General features: G+C 30.6%; 17 protein-coding genes. 13 read left to right on the forward strand and 4 right to left on the reverse strand.

Features of this window, described 5'->3' with window-relative positions:
* Positions 1 to 20 precede the first annotated feature (20 nt).
* The 5 genes from EQM05_RS07295 to scpB all read left to right on the forward strand — a co-directional run bounded on the left by EQM05_RS07295 (position 21) and on the right by scpB (position 4,890).
* Entirely contained in the window at positions 21 to 839 is an 819-nt protein-coding gene (locus tag EQM05_RS07295; protein ID WP_128749419.1) for a purine-nucleoside phosphorylase, read from the forward strand.
* A 16-nt stretch (positions 840 to 855) separates the two neighbouring features.
* The gene (locus EQM05_RS07300) at positions 856 to 2,160 is read left to right on the forward strand and encodes a pyrimidine-nucleoside phosphorylase (RefSeq protein WP_128749420.1); all 1,305 of its coding nucleotides are present in this window, start codon (positions 856 to 858) and stop codon (positions 2,158 to 2,160) included.
* Between the two features lie 128 nt (positions 2,161 to 2,288).
* Positions 2,289 to 3,473: a D-alanyl-D-alanine carboxypeptidase family protein gene (locus EQM05_RS07305; protein WP_128749421.1), complete on the forward strand. Its 1,185-nt coding sequence runs from the start codon at positions 2,289 to 2,291 to the stop codon at positions 3,471 to 3,473.
* An 84-nt stretch (positions 3,474 to 3,557) separates the two neighbouring features.
* On the forward strand, positions 3,558 to 4,319 hold the full coding sequence (locus EQM05_RS07310) for a segregation/condensation protein A (RefSeq protein WP_128749422.1): 762 nt from the start codon (positions 3,558 to 3,560) through the stop codon (positions 4,317 to 4,319).
* Positions 4,306 to 4,890: an SMC-Scp complex subunit ScpB gene (gene scpB / locus EQM05_RS07315; protein WP_128749423.1), complete on the forward strand. Its 585-nt coding sequence runs from the start codon at positions 4,306 to 4,308 to the stop codon at positions 4,888 to 4,890. The genes EQM05_RS07310 and scpB overlap by 14 nt, the downstream gene beginning before the upstream one ends.
* Here scpB and ytfJ read toward each other — a convergent pair.
* Positions 4,887 to 5,354 carry a GerW family sporulation protein gene (ytfJ, locus tag EQM05_RS07320; protein WP_128749424.1) on the reverse strand — a complete coding sequence of 156 codons (468 nt, stop codon included), beginning with the start codon at positions 5,352 to 5,354 and terminating at the stop codon, positions 4,887 to 4,889. The genes scpB and ytfJ overlap by 4 nt on opposite strands.
* A 32-nt stretch (positions 5,355 to 5,386) precedes the next feature.
* Positions 5,387 to 5,899: a DUF2953 domain-containing protein gene (locus tag EQM05_RS07325; protein ID WP_164917234.1), complete on the reverse strand. Its 513-nt coding sequence runs from the start codon at positions 5,897 to 5,899 to the stop codon at positions 5,387 to 5,389.
* Positions 5,900 to 6,066: 167 nt separating this feature from the next.
* Here EQM05_RS07325 and EQM05_RS07330 point away from each other — a divergent pair, with 167 nt between their 5' ends.
* The 3 genes from EQM05_RS07330 to EQM05_RS07340 all read left to right on the forward strand — a co-directional run bounded on the left by EQM05_RS07330 (position 6,067) and on the right by EQM05_RS07340 (position 9,580).
* Positions 6,067 to 7,185 carry a D-alanyl-D-alanine carboxypeptidase family protein gene (locus EQM05_RS07330; protein WP_128749426.1) on the forward strand — a complete coding sequence of 373 codons (1,119 nt, stop codon included), beginning with the start codon at positions 6,067 to 6,069 and terminating at the stop codon, positions 7,183 to 7,185.
* A gap of 112 nt (positions 7,186 to 7,297) precedes the next feature.
* Positions 7,298 to 8,284 (forward strand): sulfide/dihydroorotate dehydrogenase-like FAD/NAD-binding protein, encoded by a 987-nt coding sequence (locus tag EQM05_RS07335; protein WP_128749427.1) that lies wholly within the window; start codon positions 7,298 to 7,300, stop codon positions 8,282 to 8,284.
* An 18-nt stretch (positions 8,285 to 8,302) separates the two neighbouring features.
* The gene (locus EQM05_RS07340) at positions 8,303 to 9,580 is read left to right on the forward strand and encodes an FAD-dependent oxidoreductase (protein ID WP_128749428.1); all 1,278 of its coding nucleotides are present in this window, start codon (positions 8,303 to 8,305) and stop codon (positions 9,578 to 9,580) included.
* An 81-nt stretch (positions 9,581 to 9,661) separates the two neighbouring features.
* On the opposite strand, the gene EQM05_RS07345 is transcribed toward EQM05_RS07340, so the two are convergent.
* Positions 9,662 to 9,883, reverse strand: a complete 222-nt coding sequence (locus EQM05_RS07345) for a hypothetical protein (protein WP_128749429.1) — start codon at positions 9,881 to 9,883, stop codon at positions 9,662 to 9,664.
* 313 nt (positions 9,884 to 10,196) lie between these two features.
* On the opposite strand from EQM05_RS07345, the gene EQM05_RS07350 reads away from it, so the two are divergent.
* Positions 10,197 to 10,430 (forward strand): hypothetical protein, encoded by a 234-nt coding sequence (locus EQM05_RS07350; RefSeq protein WP_128749430.1) that lies wholly within the window; start codon positions 10,197 to 10,199, stop codon positions 10,428 to 10,430.
* Between the two features lie 62 nt (positions 10,431 to 10,492).
* Here EQM05_RS07350 and EQM05_RS07355 read toward each other — a convergent pair whose 3' ends face one another.
* Positions 10,493 to 11,674, reverse strand: a complete 1,182-nt coding sequence (locus tag EQM05_RS07355) for a CapA family protein (protein WP_128749431.1) — start codon at positions 11,672 to 11,674, stop codon at positions 10,493 to 10,495.
* A 330-nt stretch (positions 11,675 to 12,004) separates the two neighbouring features.
* On the opposite strand from EQM05_RS07355, the gene EQM05_RS07360 reads away from it, so the two are divergent.
* The 4 genes from EQM05_RS07360 (at position 12,005) to EQM05_RS07375 (ending at position 19,157) form a co-directional block, all read left to right on the forward strand.
* Positions 12,005 to 14,407 carry a VIT and VWA domain-containing protein gene (locus EQM05_RS07360; RefSeq protein WP_128749432.1) on the forward strand — a complete coding sequence of 801 codons (2,403 nt, stop codon included), beginning with the start codon at positions 12,005 to 12,007 and terminating at the stop codon, positions 14,405 to 14,407.
* Between the two features lie 184 nt (positions 14,408 to 14,591).
* A complete protein-coding gene (locus tag EQM05_RS07365; protein ID WP_128749433.1) occupies positions 14,592 to 16,514 on the forward strand; it encodes a PrkA family serine protein kinase in 1,923 nt (640 codons plus the stop codon).
* Positions 16,515 to 16,518: 4 nt separating this feature from the next.
* Positions 16,519 to 17,727 carry a sporulation protein YhbH gene (yhbH, locus tag EQM05_RS07370; RefSeq protein ID WP_128749434.1) on the forward strand — a complete coding sequence of 403 codons (1,209 nt, stop codon included), beginning with the start codon at positions 16,519 to 16,521 and terminating at the stop codon, positions 17,725 to 17,727.
* A 53-nt stretch (positions 17,728 to 17,780) separates the two neighbouring features.
* Positions 17,781 to 19,157 (forward strand): SpoVR family protein, encoded by a 1,377-nt coding sequence (locus EQM05_RS07375; protein ID WP_128749435.1) that lies wholly within the window; start codon positions 17,781 to 17,783, stop codon positions 19,155 to 19,157.
* Positions 19,158 to 19,258 lie beyond the last annotated feature (101 nt).

A 19,258-nucleotide genomic window follows, 5' to 3' on the forward strand; every position in this document is an offset into this window, starting at 1 on the left:
ATAAATATATGGAGGTCACTATGGATTTATTAGATAAAATAAAGCAAAGTAAGGAATATATATTAAGTGTAGACAACAGGAATGTGGATGCAGCTATTATACTGGGCACAGGACTTGGAAGTATAGTTAATGATATTGAAAATAAAATAACAATAAAATACAAGGATATACCGAATTTTCCTGTATCAACAGTTAAAGGTCATGCTGGAGAACTGATATTAGGTGACTTAAATGGAAAGAGAGTTCTTGTCCTAAATGGCAGATTTCATTACTATGAAGGTTATAAAATGGAAAAGGTTACTTTTGCTGTAAGAGTGATTAAGAGTTTAGGCATAAACAATTTAATTGTTTCCAATGCTGCTGGCGGTATGAATCCTAAATTTTCAGCTGGGGATTTAATGATTATTACAGACCATTTAAATTTAATTGGTACAAATCCTTTAATAGGAAAAAACTATGAAGAATTAGGACCAAGATTTCCGGATATGTCTAATGCTTATGACAAATCATTAGTAGAACTTGCAGAGAAATCTGCAGATAAATTAAATATTGAAATTAAAAAGGGTGTATATGCTTCAGTATCTGGACCAAACTATGAAACACCTGCAGAGCTTAGAATGCTGAGGTTAATTGGAGGGGATGCAGTTGGCATGTCTACGGTACCTGAAGTAATCGTTGCTAACCATATGAGTATGAAAGTACTAGGAATATCATGTATAACAGATATGGCAATTGCTGATAATCTGGAACCATTAGATCATAAGAAGGTTATGGAAACAGCTAATAAAGCAATGGATAAATTTGTTGCATTAGTTAAAGAAATTATAGGACAGATGTAAACAGGGGGACTTTATCATGAGAATGTATGATATTATAATGAAAAAAAGAAATGGATTAGAGTTGTCAACTGAAGAAATTAATTTTTTTATTGAAAACTATACAAAGGGAAACATTCCTGATTATCAGGCATCTGCATTAACCATGGCTATATATTTTAAAAAAATGAATAGAAGGGAAACTGCAGATTTAACTATGGCTATGGTTAAATCAGGCGATGTTTTGGATCTGTCAAAAATTGAAGGAATAAAAGTTGACAAGCACAGCACGGGAGGAGTTGGAGATACTACAACATTAGTACTTGGACCAATGGTAGCAGCTTTAGGAATACCCGTTGCAAAGATGTCAGGAAGAGGACTTGGACATACTGGAGGAACAATAGATAAATTAGAATCTTTTAAAGGATTTTCAGTGGAAATGACTGAAGATAAATTTATTGAAAATGTAAATAATATTAAGCTGGCAGTTGCAGGACAAACAGGTGATCTGGCTCCCGCAGATAAAAAGCTATATGCACTAAGGGATGTAACTGCCACGGTAGATAATGTTTCTTTAATAGCTTCCAGCATAATGAGTAAAAAAATTGCCGCAGGAGCAGACTGCATTGTACTGGATGTAAAAGTTGGAGATGGAGCTTTTATGAAAACTCCAGAGGCAGCAAGAGAATTAGCTGATGAAATGGTGAGTATAGGAAAAAGCGTAGGAAGAAATACTATTGCTGTAATTTCAGATATGGATCAGCCCCTTGGATTTGCCATAGGAAATGCTTTAGAGGTAAAGGAAGCAATTAATACCTTAAAAGGCAAGGGACCTAAGGATTTACTTGAACTATGCCTTACTTTAGGAAGCAATATGGTAGTGTTGGCAAAGAAAGCAGGAAATATTGAAGAAGCAAGAGAAATGCTTTTAGATGTTATAGAAAACGGAAAGGCTTTGAAGAAACTAAAAGAATTTGTAGCTGCTCAGGGAGGAGATACAAGCTGTATAGAAAACACAGAGCTGCTTCCTAAGGCAAAATATGTTATTCCCGTAGTATGCCTTAAAGATGGACTTATATCAAAAATCCATGCTCAAAATATAGGACTTATAGCAATGGAGCTTGGAGCAGGAAGAGCAACAAAGGACAGTAAAATAGACCTGGCAGTAGGCATGGTCTTAAATAAAAAAAGAGGAGATAAAGTTTCTAAAGGTGATATATTAGCTTATGTATATGCTAATGATAAGGATAAAGGAAACAAGGCAGTAAATGACATAAATGCAAATTATGAAGTAACTGATTCATATAAAGAAGATAAAAAACTTATATATGATGTGATAAGATAAATATAAATCCCCATAAATACTTAATCAAAAGTATTTATGGGGATTTTTGCATCCTTATTTGGAAAATAATAATAGCCATAAATTAATGAAATGTTGGGGAAAATAAACTCAAGGAAAGGAGTGTAATGATGAATAAGTTAATTAAAAAAATTATTTCAGTTAGCTGTTTAACATTATTTTTAACGCCATTGATTTGCACCAATAATTTTGCAGGAGCAGAAGGAGAAAACAGCGGAATAAATGTAGATGCAAAATCCGCAATACTTATGGAACCTGTAAGCGGTAAAATAATTTATGAAAAAGGCTCTCATGAAAAATTAGCTCCAGCATCTGTTACAAAAATAATGACTATGCTTTTGACTATGGAAGCTATAGATAGCGGAAAGATAAAACTCTCAGATAAAGTTACAGCAAGTGAAAATGCAAAGAAAATGGGTGGGAGTACTATGCTTTTAGATACTGGAGAAGTTCGTACAGTGGAGGAACTTTTAAAGGGTATAGCAATAGCATCTGGAAATGATGCTGCAGTAGCCATGGCTGAATACCTTGCAGGATCTGAAGAAAGTTTTGTGGTTAAAATGAATGAAAGAGCTGCCAGTCTTGGAATGAAAGATACAACTTTTAAAAACTGCACAGGGCTTCCTATTCAGGGACATTTAACAAGTGCATATGATATAACATTAATGAGCAGAGAATTATTAAAACATCCTAAAATTCTTAAATATTCAGGAACATATATGGAAACTATATCCGAAGGAAGAAAAACACCAATAGGACTAGTGAATCATAATAAACTTGTTAGGTTTTTTAAAGGCTGTGATGGGCTTAAGACAGGGTTCACAGAAGAAGCCAAGTATTGTATTTCATCAACAGCAGTAAGGGATAATGTTAGAATGCTTGCAGTAATTATGGGAGCTCCAACATATAAAGTGAGAAACAGGGATGCAAGTATGCTGATGAATTATGGATTTTCTAAATATGAAGCTAAAAATGTAATTAAAAAGGATTCAACATTGGATAAAATACAGTTAACTGGGAAAAGTGAAAAGTTTATTTATGCCAAGGCTTGTGATGATTTAAATATAGTAGTTGAAAAGGGCAGGGATAATAAAATAACTCAAAAATATATTATACTTGAGCCAAAGACTAAAAAAGGATACAAAAAAAATGATGTGGTTGGATATTGCGAAGTTTATGTTGATGGAGAATTAAGGGGAAAAGCTGATATTTATACTGACAGAGATTTTAAAAATGGCGGTGTTTTTGATTATTTGAAAAACAATTTCAAAAATGCTTTTGATAAAGCAATATAATTATTTGCGGTGGCATTTATAATTTAAGTATGATAATCTTAAATTATAAATGCTTTTTTTAATATTTATATAGGAGAGATCTTTATGTCATTAAATATAAAAATACATAATTTTGAAGGCCCTTTTGATTTATTACTTCACTTAATAAAGAAAAATGAAATGGATATTTATAATATAAGTATATATGAAATAACAGATCAATATTTACAATATTTAAGGTCAATGAGGGATCTTGACCTTGAAATAACTTCAGAATTTATAGTTATTGCAGCAACGCTTATTGAAATTAAATCAAAAACTCTTCTTCCAAAGGCGAAAAATGATGAGAGTGCTGCGGATCTTGAAGGTAATGATCCAAGAAAAGAGCTTGTTCAAAAACTTCTGGAATATAAAAAGTATAAGGCAGTATCAGTTTATTTTAAGGAGAAGATGGAAGAAAACGGAGTAACCTTCAGTAAAAAACCTGAAATAATTGTGGAAAATAAAAAAGAAAACAAATTAGAGGATATTCTAAAAAATGTAACCATATTGAAATTATATTATGTTTACAATGATTTAATGAATAAATATAAAAATAGGATGAATGATAATATTAACATAGATAAAGGAATAGCAATTGACAGATATAAAATTGAAGATAAGATGATTTTCATTCAGGACAGAATAAGGACATCAAAAAACACAAGCTTTTCCAGGATAGTCAGCGGCTGTGAATCAAAAATAGAAGTAATTGTTTCATTTTTAGCACTGCTGGAATTAATAAAGTTAAAGGCTGCAAAGGTGACACAGGACAGCAGCTTTAGTGAAATTTATATAGAGGGAGCCGACATAAATGAAGAACACTAATATTAATCAAATTAAAATTGAAGAACCACCAAATAAGGATATTTATTTCTCTATTATTGAATCTTTATTATTTGCAAGCGGTGAGCCCCTTAAAATTGAATATATATCAAATATAATTGAATGCAGTATTCCTTTTACAAAAGATTTGCTGGATTGCATGATTAAAGAATATTCACGTGAGGATAGGGGAATAAAATTAATTAATGTTAATGATACATATCAGCTTGTAACCAAACCTAAGAATTCAGAGTATGTACAAAAGCTTTTAAAAACAAATGTGAGACAATCCTTGTCGCAGGCAGCATTAGAAACATTATCTATAATTGCATACAAGCAGCCTATAACTAGAATTGAAATTGATGAGATCAGAGGGGTAAAAAGTGATAGGGCAGTTCTCACACTGGCAGAGAAAAATTTAATAAAGGAAACGGGAAGATTAGATGTACCTGGAAGACCAATTCTTTATTCAACAACAGATGAATTCTTAAAGTTTTTCGGGCTGGAAAATTTAAATCAAATGCCTCAGCTGGAGACTCTAATAGATAAATATAGTGAAGATGAGGAAAGTTAATCCTCATCTTCATCAATGGCAACTGTGTCTTCACCAAAAGAAGACTTGTTTTCTTTCCCTTGATTATTTTTTTTGCAGGTATTTTTACCATCTTTATTAAAAAATCCTTTCAACATATCAATAACCTGAGGTATACTGTCTACAATCCTATCATAAGTATTGTCCTGATCAACAGATAATACCCTTACTGCATCTTGCTTGATTACTAAAAATGCCACAGGTTTCACACTGACACCTGCTCCGCTTCCACCTCCAAAAGGATATTTCAGATTTCCATTGTTAACTTTTCCATTAAATTCACTTCCACCAGATGCAAACCCAAATGATACCTTAGATAGTGGAATAATTATTGTACCATCTTTGGATTCTACTGGATCTCCAACAATGGTATTAACATCAACCATTTCTTTAATGTTTTCCATAGTTGATTTCATAAGATTTTCTATAGGATGACTGTTTTCCATTTTTATACCCTCCAATATTAAATATTTTAAAATTAATCAATATCAGCTTTTTTTATGCTAAAGTGCACTGATAGGATTAAAATGATTATACAAATAACATTTACTATATTTAATAGAAATATACTATTTATTTCTAAATTAAAAAAAGATTTATTAAAATGAGGCTTAACACTGAAATTATACCTTTTTACATTTAAAAAAATGGATAAAAATTTATATATCCATGGATAGGTATTGTAAATCATTCCATAAAATAAACCTGTAAAAGCAGCATCTTCAAAGCCGTAATCCATGTTTATTGAAAAGTAGTTATATGGTTTCATGGGATTTTTATCAAACTTATGTAATAATTCAATTATTGAGGTTTTCCTAAAGGTTTTCTTCTTTTTTATGGTTTCAGCATTATATTTTTTTATATTTTTGCTTATATCTATCCTGAAACTATATATAAATAAATAAAATTTTTTATTAATAAGTTTAAATTTAATTTTAATTGGGAAAGGTACCAGTAATAAAAAAGCTAGAAAAATGAAAAATAATTTCATAAGTATATTTCCTCCAAAGAACATGGATTTGCATAATTGCCATTTCATAGTATTACCAATTAACTAAAAAATATAATAATGGAGAAAAATATCAGTATTAATTATAGAATTATTGCAAAAAATAATACATGGATAAAAATTTTAATTGAAAGAGGGTAATTTTACGAATGAAAATAAAAAGAGCCTCAGTCTTTATATTTACAATGATTTTTATAATAGCTGGTTTCCATACTGTAAATGCTGATGATTTAAATAATGATAAAGTTCCATATATTAATGCCAAATGTGCCATTGCTATGGATAGTACAACTAAAATACCTTTATTAGAAAAGAATTCCCGTATCACTGTGCCTATTGCAAGTACCACTAAGATAATGACTATTTTAGTAGCACTGAAATATGGAGATTTAGATAAATTAATTGAAATATCGGATAAAGCATCTGGTATAAAAGGGTCCACAGTAGGTTACAGGAAAGGAGAACGTATATCTTTAAAAGAATTACTATATGGGTTAATGCTGAGATCTGGCAATGATGCAGCTATAGCTATTTCAGAGGGAATGTGCGGCAGTGTGGATGAATTTGTAAACTTAATGAATGAATATGCTGTTTCCCTTGGACTTTCAAATACTCATTTTGAGTCTCCACATGGATTAGACAGCTTAAATCATTATTCCACTGCATATGATCTGGCATACCTTACATGTATTGCAAAGCAATATGATTTATTTAATGATATAGTTTCATCTAAAGATGTAGAGGCATCAGAGCATGCATTTACAAGAAGCTATCATAACATAAATAAAATACTATGGCAGCTTCAGGGAGCCAATGGAGTAAAAACCGGATTTACAGGAGGAGCTGGAAGGTGCCTTGTAACTTCTGTAGATGTAAAAGGTCACGACGTAGTTATAGTAGTTTTGAACAGTACTCCACGCTGGAAGGAAACCACAAAAATTTATGATTATGTAATGAAAAACTATGAATATAAAAAAGTTATTGCAAAAGATCAGAAAATGGGGGAGATATTTACATCAAGGGGTGTTATTAAACTGCAGTCTCAAAGTGATATAGTTTTACCTGTAAAAGACTGTGATAATTTAAGAGTTGAAATAAAAAAGCCTCTAAAAATAGATACAACAGTAAATAAGGGTGATAACATAGGTAAAGTTAATGTTTACTGCAATGAAAAATTATTAATTAATTCTCCTCTAATAGCATCTAATACTGTTAAAGTTCATGAACTCAATCCATTTAAATGGCTTAAACAAAAAGTAAATAATTAAGATACTGCTTAAATAGCAGTATTTTTTTGTAACAAAATTTAATTGTTAAGATATTTTAATAGTAGGGAAATTTACTAGGTTTTTAAAGTCACTAATGTTTTGGAGGTAAAACATGAACTATGAAATTAGAGATTGCATTGATGCAGGCACAGAATATTGTCCATGTCATTTAGCTGAGAGCGGGGACTGCATATTATGTTCTCAATTATGCGGTAAAAGCTTCTGCGATTGTGTTAATTGGAAAGGAGTCTGCATCTATCAGGAGTATTTCTGGAATGGCTGCAAGGCAAAGGGTGAAAGAAAGAGCTTTTTATGCAGGATAATCAAAAAAGAAATCATAAATGATTCCTATTTTATGTTTCATATCAGCGTAACACATAAAATGGCTCAGGATTTAGTACATCCGGGAAGTTATGTATTTCTAAGAAAGGAAGATACAGTAGCTTTTTATGATACACCTATTTCTGTTATGGATGTAGATTTGGAAGAAAATATAATTAAGGTTGTCATAGAAAGCAAAGGAATAAAGACAAAAGAGCTTTTAACTTTAAACGAAAATGATAAGGTGTTATTAAGAGGCCCATACTGGAATGGGGTATTGGGACTAAAAAGTATATACAAATGCAGGGACAGTAATGTACTGCTTATTGCAATAGGAATAGGCCAGGCTCCATTAATTCCTGTAATGAAAAAGCTGTATTCTAATGGAAATAATATTTTTGTTATTTTGGATACAGTTAACTATAATGATACTTTTATTCAAGAATATTTAAATATGTGCAGTGCAAAAGTAATGAAGGTACCTGTATTAAAGAAAGGACAACTAACAGAAGAATTTAAAAAATTAGTAAAAGAAAATATCATTAAAGAAAATATTAAACTTATTCATGTAGATGCTCAAGACATAATTATTTATGAACTTTTAGAAAATGTAAAAAATGATGAGGTTAAGTTAACCTGCTGCAATAATGCCAAAATGTGCTGTGGAGAGGGCATATGCGGAACCTGCAGCGTTAGATATAAGGGTCATGTTGTTAAAAGATTATGTAAACTCCAGACAGAACCTGAATATATTTTTAAAGATAGAAGATTAATATAAAATGGGAGGATATTTTTAATGAAGGTTATTGTAATAGGTGGAGGATGGGCAGGATGCTCCGCAGCTTTATCGGCTAAAAAAGCCGGTGCACAGGTAAGTATTTATGAAAAGACTGATATGCTTCTGGGGCTTGGAAACGTGGGAGGCATAATGAGAAATAATGGGAGATATACAGCTGCTGAGGAACTTTTAGCCTTAGGTGGAGGAGATTTAATAAATATAACTGATGCTAACAGCACACATAAGAATATCAATTTTCCAGCCCATGAACATGCATGGCTTTATAATGTAAATAGAATTGAGCCTGAAGTAAGAAAATACATTAAAAGTAAGGGTATAGAAGTTAACTTTATAAAAAGGGTTATTGATGTAAAAAAGGAAAAAAACAAGATACTTGGTATTTATCTTTCTGATGGAACTTACATTGAAGGTGATGTGTTTATAGAAACCACAGGTTCTACAGGACCCATGGGAAACTGCCTGAAGTATGGAAATGGATGCTCTATGTGCGTTTTAAGATGTCCCTCTTTTGGTCCAAGAATAAGCCTGAGTGCCAGAGCAGGAGTAGATGATCTGCAGGGAGAAAGAGAAGATGATGTTTTTGGAGCTATGAGTGGATCCTGTAAGCTGGCAAAGGAAACATTATCTAAGGAAATAGTTCAGGAATTAGAGGAAAAAGGTGTTGTTGTAATTAAGGTCCCTGCAGAGGATGTTAATTTAGATAAGCTTAAACAAAAAGTATGTCAGCAGTATGCTTTAAAGGAATACGCAGAAAATATAATTCTTCTTGATACCGGCCATGCAAAGCTTATGACATCATATTACCCTTTGGAAAAGTTAAGAAAGATTCCTGGACTTGAATATGTAAAATATGTAGATCCATATGCAGGAGGAAAAGGCAATTCAATAAGATATCTGTCTGTTGCACCAAGAACTAACGATATGAAGGTTACAGGTCTTGACAATATGTTCTGTGCAGGAGAAAAGGCAGGACTCTTTGTTGGGCATACAGAAGCTATGTGTACAGGTGCACTTGCAGGTCACAATGCAGTGAGAAGTTGTCTTGGAATGCCTCTTTTGATTCTGCCAAAAGCTACAGCTATAGGAGATATTATAAGCTATGCTAATTATATGATGATGACTAAGGAAGGCAGGAGAAACAGATATACCTTTGCAGGTGCTGAGTATTTTAAGAGGATGAAGAGAAATGGTTTATATTCTATTGATAATGAGGAGATAAAAAACAGAATAGCAAAGTTAAATTTGACAAATATAATGTCAGAACAGCTTGTTTAAATGTGAAAAGAGGGAACACTATATTAAAATAGGGTTCCCTCCTTACTTTATTTTTATAATTTGTTAAATTTTATGCTATTCTTAGTCTATGTCATCTTCCTCTTCTAATTCTCCAACTACTACATCACGCCTTGTCTCCTTACCAGTAGCTTTGTCAGTAATTATAGTATTAAATCTTATGCAGCCTTCATTTTCATCAAGATAAGACTTCACATTAATATCACCCTGGTCTACAGTAATTCCCTGGAGAAGCTTTTCAGGATGGTCAAATGTCAGTGGCTCATGAAAAACTCTTTCATCCATATTTATCACCTCACAATGTTATTTTTAGCAATAATACAGCTTTTTAAACATAATACTTTTTACAATGAGAGGATAAACATGCTAAAAACAATTCTTAAGCATATTTATCAAAGTTTTGAGAAAGATAATAATAACTTTGGAGAAGGTATGTTCAATTTGCAAATTTTTTTATATTTTAGTATACTAACTTAGATAGAGACTTTTTACATTTATATAATATGTTTTTTGAAAGGTATATATATTTAAATCACATTATATAATTTAAAATTAAGTAAACATTTGTGACAAAAATATTAACGAAAGGATGTTTAATATGATTGATAGAAATACAATAAAAATTAAAACAGTTAAATTTAAGGAGAATACTGAAGCAGAAATAGGTGTTAAAATGGCCCTTACTCCGGGAAAGGAATATGAGCTCATAAGTTCAAAGATTATTACCCAGACATATTCAACCCCTGCCTGCAGCAATGTTTTAATTTACAAAATAAAGGATGATAATGGAGAAGTTAATGAATTCCCAAGTTTTGTATTTTACAAGGATTAAATAATACATAATATGTAAAGCACTGTTTTAAAATAAACAGTGCTTTAGTGTTCATATTTGTGCTATTGGAATGAATCAGTAATTTTAAATTCATTATTTGGATAATAATCATTTATCCTTTTTAAAACTCTATTTTTAGAAGCTCCTGTTAAAGGAGTGGGGCAGTAATCATTAATATAATTTACAGATGAAATGCTGAAAGGTACAGCTCTTACTTCATATTTAATAATATTTCCTGAATCAGCAGTATACTTTATCTGAAATATAAATGTATCTTTATCAGAAGGGTTAACATTTCCTCCAAAACAGAAATTCCCAAGGCTGTAACAAATATATTTATTTTTATACTTTTCAATGCCTTCAATTACATGGGGATGATGACCTATAACTAAATCTGCGCCTTCATCAATAGCAAAGTGACCAAGCTCCTTTTGGGTTGAATTTGGGAAATTGCTGTTTTCCACACCCCAATGGAAACTTACTATTACAATACAATTATTATTTTTTAAATTTTCAATATCCTTTTTCATTTTATTCCTAATCTCTGCACTGCTGTTCCAGCCTGTGTAGCCAAGAAATCCAAATTTAACACCTTTTATCTCTTTAATCCATGCATTTCCTTCACCAAAGTAATTGACATTTTGATTTTTTAATGCTTTTAAAGTATCACTAAGACCTTTATCAAGATAGTCATATATATGATTGTTTGAAATATTAACAGCTTCTATAGAGCCAAGGGGTAAAGCTGAAGCAAAGCTTGCAGGTGCCTTGAATCTGAATTGTTTATTAGCAGGAGTATCGGAGTCAGTGAATGTGGTTTCAAGATTTACAATTGTAATATCATCTTCTTTAAAATATGGCAGTGCATTTTTGAAAAGATAAGAAAGACCATTATTATTATTCATTACAACTGCAGGCAGTGACGAGCTTTTATCAAATGATAAGTCTGTTCCTATAGTACAGTCTCCAGCAGCGCTGAGTAGAATTTCAACTGGCTCTGACTTCTTTTCTTTAGGAGGAATTTTATCAGTAACTGGTTTTTTTACATTTGATGAAGTCTCATTATTAGGTAAATTATAATTTGTGTTGTTTTTCTTTGAAATACTTAATGCTTTATTATATGAATAGATTAATGTTAATGTAAAAACAGCTATAAGAATGAAAGAAGCAGATAATATTTTCATATAATTTTTCCTGTTTGCTCTATTTCGAGACATTCTAGTATTCATTTTTCCAGAACCCATTAGATTTACCTCCAAATACCCAACGTTACGGATTTATTGGACTGTGTAAGTCATTATATTTTTACTTTTTATTAAATGCTGATAAAATAATTATATTATTTTAAAAGGCAAACTACAAGTTAAAGTAAAATATTACCTGGGAAATATAACTAATATTAATATTATTTAAGGAAATATTTATAAATATATGATAAAATCAAGTTATATAATGGATAATATTAGTACTATTTATTCATTCATTTATTTATAGTATTGTTATATTTATAGAAATAATGGAATACTAATTTATGAATAGTAATTAATTTTATCATTTTAAAGGAGGTAGGTTATGTGTTAAATTATGGCATAAGAGATATTAAGGGATTAGAGGATAACATTGTTTTAAAAGATGTAAAAGTTAATGCTAATATTTGTGGAGAATTTGGAGAAATTACAATAAATCAAGTTTATGAAAATTTAGGGAACAGCTTTGTTGACGGTACATATATTTTCCCAATACCTGAAACTGCAGTGATTTCCGGACTGGAGGTGGATTTTGGGGGCAGAACATTAAAAACATTAATTGATGAAAAAGACAAGGCGCTTAAAGTATATAATAATGCTAAGGAAACAGGAGAAAGAACATTTACCTTAGATGAGATAGCACCGCATTTATACCAGATATCAATAGGAAAAATAATTCCTGGTGAAAAAATCAATATAAAGCTGTCATATATTGATGAACTTAAATATAATGATAAAACATTTAAATTAAATATTCCTGCCATAAGGGAGCCAAGGGATATTGAAGGAGTAAAGGTTAAAAAAGTTGTAAATAAGGCTTTAAGAAGATCAATAAACAAAAGTGTAAATTATAACTTTAAGTTAAATATTATAGTTGAATCACTATGCAGACTTGATTTTGATTCCCCTTCACATTATATAAATGTTGAACGGGAAGGAGATAATGTAGCAAAAATAACACTTGATGAAGAATTTGAATATTATGATGAAGACTTTATACTTTTGCTTAAAGAAAAAGAAGATGAAGAAGCCAGCGGCATGATTTACGAATATAAAGAAAACAATGAAAAGAAGAGTATTATATACCTAAGACTTGTACCAAAATTAGATGCTATTGAAGATGATAAAAATGAACAATACATTTTTTTAATAGATATCTCTGAAACCATGAAGGGTGAAAAGTTGGAGCAGGCAAAAGATGCACTGCAGCTATGTATTAGAAATTTAAGTCAGGGAGATACTTTTGATATTGTGGCTATGGGAGATACTTTAAAATATTTCTGCGAAGAAGGAGTTGCTGAGTTTAATTCTGATACATTAAGAAGTGCTTCCAGGTGGATTGATGAATTGACTACGGAAAGTGATGCAGATATTTTTGGGGCAATTAAATACAGCCTTGAAAACGAAGGTGAGGGAAATACCATTCTTATTTTCACCGATGATGAAATAGATGAAGAAGAAGAATTGCTGGAATATGTAAGAAATAATTTAAACAATAATAGGATATTCTGCTTTGGAATTGATTCTTCTGTTAACAGTTACTTTTTAAATAAACTTGCACATGAAAGTTATGGTAAGGCTGAATTCATTTTCAGCGGTGAAAGAATTGAACCTAAAGTATTGAGGCAGTTTACCAGAATTGAAAATCCCGAAATTGATGATATAAAAATTAATTGGGGAGATTTAAAAGTTGATGAAACTTATCCAAGAACCATAGACTATATATATGACAGGGAGCCTTTTTCTATTTTTGCCAGAGCAGATGGAGAAGTTCAGGGAGAGATAATTATTACTGGTGTGGTAGGAGATAAACCTTATTTGAAAAAGGTAGATCTGGATAACTTTAATACAGAAGATAATGCAAATCTGATTCAAAAGGTATGGGCAAGAAAAAGAATTAAATCCTTAGAAATGAATATGATTTCTGAAAGAGGAGAAATCAAGGAATCCATGAGAAAAAAGGTTGTTGAGATTTCTAAAAAGTATAATATTCTAAGCTTAGAAACTTCATTTATATTAATTGAAGAAAGAGAAGAAAAAGTTTTAGGAATAGGACTTAAAAATATTATTCCATTAAAAGTAAATGAGAAGAATCTTTCTAATGATATAATTGAAAATATTAAGGATGCTGATTTAAATGAGCCATCATTTTTATATAAAACACATAAAAAATCTAATAATAAATATAAAGATGATACAGATTATCTGGATAAAAAATATCCAAGAGATAAGATATTAAGAATAATGGCTAAAAATCAGTTTGCAGATGGGTCATTTGTGGATAATGAAGATTTAAGCACTAAGGATAAAGTAGAAACAACAGCCATGAGCATTATTGCATTTACATGTGGTGATGAAGATATTACTATTTATGTAAATCAGTTAAATAAATCCATAGAATTTTTATTGAATTGTCTCAGCAGCAATAATGATGATTATGACAGCAGACTGAATAACTTAGTTATGCTTTCATTGGAGATTTCACTGGATAAGGAGATAATTAAATTAAAAAATAAAAATAATGTTATAGATGCTGTAAATAATCTATATGCTGAATTATATCCGGATGCTGTGGAGAACTGGATGGATAAACCTATATCCAGAAATCATATTATATCCCTTTTTAATCTTTCTCATGATGGAAAATCCATTGAAGAAGACATCATAATCAATAAAGAAAATTCATCAATTTATAGTTTGGCAAAGCTGGGAGTTCTGGAAACATTGTAAATAAAAAATGAGGATATATATCCTCATTTTTTATTTTGGATTATTATATATGATAAAATTCTAAATTATCAAATACTTAATAATAAATTATAAGAGTCCTATATGTTCTAAAGTTTTATATGGACAAATAAAATACTATAAAGACAAATAAAATGTGATTGTATCAATTTTATGGAGGGTATATATGGATTTTAAGGGCCTAATAGAGAAGGATAGGGAAAAAAGAAAGTCTGATAAATTCGAAATAACTTTCTTGGAATACTTAGATATGTTAAAAAATGATAAAGACATCTGTATGCTTGCACATCAGAGAATATACGAAATAATAATGAATAAAGGTGTGGATATACAAAATCCAGAAGAAAACCCACGTATAAGAAAAATATATGGAAATGAAACTATAAAAAAATATAATTTTTTTAAGGAAGACTTTTTTGGAATAGATATGACTCTAATGAAAATAGTTAATTTCTTTTATTCTGCTTCAATGAAGGGAGAAGAGTCAAGGCAGATTTTGTATCTGGTAGGGCCAGTTGGATCTGGAAAATCATCTATTGTTGAATCAATTAAAAAAGCACTTGAAAACAGCAGTGAGATTTATGCCTTAAAAGGCTGTCCAATGCATGAGGAGCCAATGCATCTTATTCCAAAGCATCTGAGAAAAACATTTGAGGAAGCTTTAGGGGTTCAAATTGAAGGAGACCTGTGTCCTGTATGCAGGAGCAGATTAAAAACAGAATATAATGGAGAATTTGAAAAGTTTCCAATTATTAAGACTGATTTTTCAATCAGATCACGAAAGGGAATTGGGGTTGTACCCCCAGTTGATCCAAATAACCAGGATGCTTCAGTATTAGTAGGATCTGTAGACATTTCTAAAATGGATTTATATTCAGAGGATGATCCAAGGATATTATCTTTAAATGGTGCATTTAATGTTGGAAATAGGGGAATTGTAGAGTTTATTGAGGTTTTTAAGAATGATGTAGAATATCTTCATACAATTATTACAGCTACTCAGGAAAAATCCATACCATCACCAGGCAAGGGATCCATGATATATTTTGATGGCGTTATAATTGCCCATTCTAATGAAGCTGAATGGAACAAGTTTAAAGCTGATCATACCAATGAGGCAATATTAGATAGAATTGTTAAGGTTGAGGTTCCATATTGCCTTGAGTTAAATGAAGAAACCAAAATATATGAAAAGATATTAAAGAAAAGTAATTATAAATCCCATATTGCGCCTCATACTATTGAAATTGCAGCTATGTTTGCTATACTCAGCAGACTTTCACCATCAAATAAGGTAGATCTGTTTACTAAGCTGAAGATCTATAATGGTGAGGACATTGTAGAAAAAGGAACTACTAAAAAAATTGATATTACTGAACTTAGGGAAGAAGCAGGGGTAAGAGAGGGCATGGAAGGAATATCTACCAGATTCATAATAAAAGCAATAGATAATGCCTTATCAGAATCAAGTTTTAATTGTATTAATCCATTAAGTGTAATGGAAAGCTTAATAAAATCCGTTAAAAATATGGATATTCAGGATGATGTAAAGAAAAAATATATTGCCCTTTTGCAGGATACAATTAGAAAGGAATACAATAAAATACTTGAAAAGGAAATAACAAAGGCATTTATTATAAGCTTTAGAGAACAGGCTGAAAGCCTCTTTAATAATTATTTAGATCATGCAGAAGCATTTGTAAATCTAACTAAAATAAAGGATACATCCACAGGTGAGCAGTTAGAGCCTGATGAAAAGTTTATGAGATCCATAGAAGAACAGATAGGAATTTCAGAAGGTTCTTCCAAAGGATTTAGAAGTGATGTAACATCTTATATGTTTTATCTGGTAAGAAAAGGCGGAAGAATAGATTATACTTCCTATGAACCTTTAAAAGAAGCAATTGAAAAAAAGCTTACTGCTTCAGTTAGGGAAATGTCAAGAATTATAACAAAATCAAAGGTTAGAGATAAAGAACAAAGCAAAAAGTATGATTTAATGGTTGAAGAGATGAAAAAGGCCGGGTATTGTGATCACTGCTGTGATGTTATTTTAAAATATGCTGCAAATAACCTTTGGAAGGATTGATCTTATGGCAGTTTTTAGAGAATTTAATCCTATTAACCATGACAGGACAGCTGAAGATAAAAGAAGACACAGACAGCTGGTTGAAGATTCAATTAAAAAAAATATTGTTGACATACTATCTGAAGAAAGCATAATTGGACAGACAAAAGATAAAAAGATAAAGATACCAATAAGAGGTTTAAAAGAATATGAATTTGTTTATGGAAAAAACAAAACTGGTGTAGGCAGCGGCAGCGGAGATGAAAAGAGAGGAGATATTTATAATATTGGAAATGATGGCAGCAGTGAAAAGGGTAATAATGGTGCAGGAAATGAAGAAGGGGAAGACATTTATGAAACAGAAATAACTATTGAAGAAATATTTGAATATTTTTTTGACGATTTAAATTTACCTAATCTAAATAAAAAGAATTTTTCTGATATCATAAGTGAAGGCTCAAAGAAGAAAATGGGATTTAAAAACAAAGGAATCAGGCCTAGACTAGCTAAAAAGAGAACGGTAATTGAGAAGCTGAAAAGAAAACAGGGATATAAGAGAGCTTTAAGAGAAGATGGCTTAAAGGAAAATATTTATGGATACAGTGTGGAAAAAGGAAAAATAATCGAAAGATTTCCATTTAAAGAGGAAGATTTAAAATATTACAAAATTAAGCCTAAAGTAAGAAAGGAATATAACGCTGTAATTTTTTGTATTATGGATACTTCAGCTTCAATGGATCAAAACAAAAAGTATCTGGCAAGGTCATTTTTCTTTATGCTCTGTCAATTTGTAAAAATGAAATATAATAATGTGGAAGTAGTTTTTATTGCCCATTCAACTGTGGCTAAAACTGTTTCAGAAAATGAGTTTTTTCACAAAGTTGAATCTGGAGGAACATATATTTCCAGTGGATACAATAAAGCAATAGAAATAATAAATGAAAAATATAATCCTCATATATGGAATATTTATTCTTTTCACGTAAGTGACGGGGATAATTGGAGTGAAAATAATGACAAGGCAGTTAATGCAGCCATAGAACTATGTAAACTCTGCAATCTATTTGGATATGCTGAAATAATGACATATGGATATACCAGCACAATTAAAAAAAGATATATAGATGAAATTAAAATGGATAATTTTGTTCCAGTAACAATGCAGAAAAAAGAAGATATGTGGAGTGCTTTAAGGGAAATGTTAAGGAATGAAATAAAATCCTCATACAATTAAATAATTGCTGAACTGTTTATAAAGTAAATGTATAAAACAGGGTAGGTGTTGAGATGGATTATACTATTTTTGATTTAGAAAAATGGGATAATGAAATAGAAGAAGTAGCAAAAGATCAGAGACTGGATTACTACCCGCAGGAGTTTGAGATAATAAATTATAATGACATGCTGGCTTATGAAGTTTATGTTGGAATGCCTACAAGATACCCCCATTGGAGTTTTGGAAAGGCCTATGAAAAACTCAAAACACTATATAGCTACAATCTTACGGGGCTGCCATATGAAATGGTAATAAACTCAAATCCATGTATAGCATATTTGATGAAGGACAATACCTTATTATTGCAAATACTAACTATTGCTCATGTTTATGGCCATAATGATTTTTTTAAAAATAACAGGTTATTTTCATTAGGAACTGATGCAAAATATACTTTGGAAGATTTTAAAAATCACGCTGACAGAATAAGAGAATATATTAATGATCCAAGTATAGGATATTTAGAAGTCGAAAAGATTTTAAATGCCGCCCATGCTCTTAGATATCAGACTAAAAGGGCAGCAGGCATAAAAAGGATTTCTTATGAGGAAGAAAAAAAGAGAATTTTAGAGGATTATAAAAATCAGGGCAATTATAACAATTTAATATATAAAAATGAAAATAAGCCTTTGCCAGATTTAAATAAAATACCCTTGAAACCCGAGGATGATATTTTATATTTTATTATTAAATATGGAGAATTAACTGAATGGCAGAAAAATATTGTGGAAATTGTAAGAGACGAAACTGAATATTTCATTCCTCAGATAGAAACTAAAATTATGAATGAAGGATGGGCAAGTTACTGGCATTTTACCATTTTAAATAAATTGGAACTTAAGCAGGGATTACATTTAGAATTTATTAAGCGTCATAATGATGTAATAGCACCATTAGAGGGAAGTATAAATCCTTATTACTTAGGTTTTGAAATTTACAAAGATGTTGAAATGAAATATGGCAGGGAAAAATTATTTGAAGTCAGACAGATGGAAAGGGATGAATCCTTTTTAAGAAAATATTTATCAAAAGAATTATGTGAAAGACTTAACTTATTTCAGTATACAATTAAAGAAAATCAGCTTACTGTAGATGAAATAGCTGATGAAGAAGGATGGAGAATGATTAGAAATACATTAAGTAATAATTGCGGAATGGGAAGTATACCAAATATCAGAGTAATTGACATGTGTAAATCTAATAAAACTTTAACACTTCAGCATTTATTCGATGGAAGAGAACTTAAGATAAATTATGCTATAGAAACATTAAAATATATAGTGGATCTCTGGGGGCACAAAGTCATACTAAAGACAAAATTAGATAAAAAGGATACTGAAATAGTTTGTGACGAGAATAAAAAAATCTCTTATACTAACAGGCTGTAATTTTAATTAATTGTAAATATTTTTACTTTTAAAAGGACTTATCTATATACTTATAGAATATATTAGTTGTAGAATTTTCTATTATATATTATAATAGAAAA

The sequence above is a fragment of the Clostridium sp. JN-9 genome (genome assembly GCF_004103695.1).
Classification (GTDB): Bacteria; Bacillota; Clostridia; order Clostridiales; family Clostridiaceae; genus JN-9.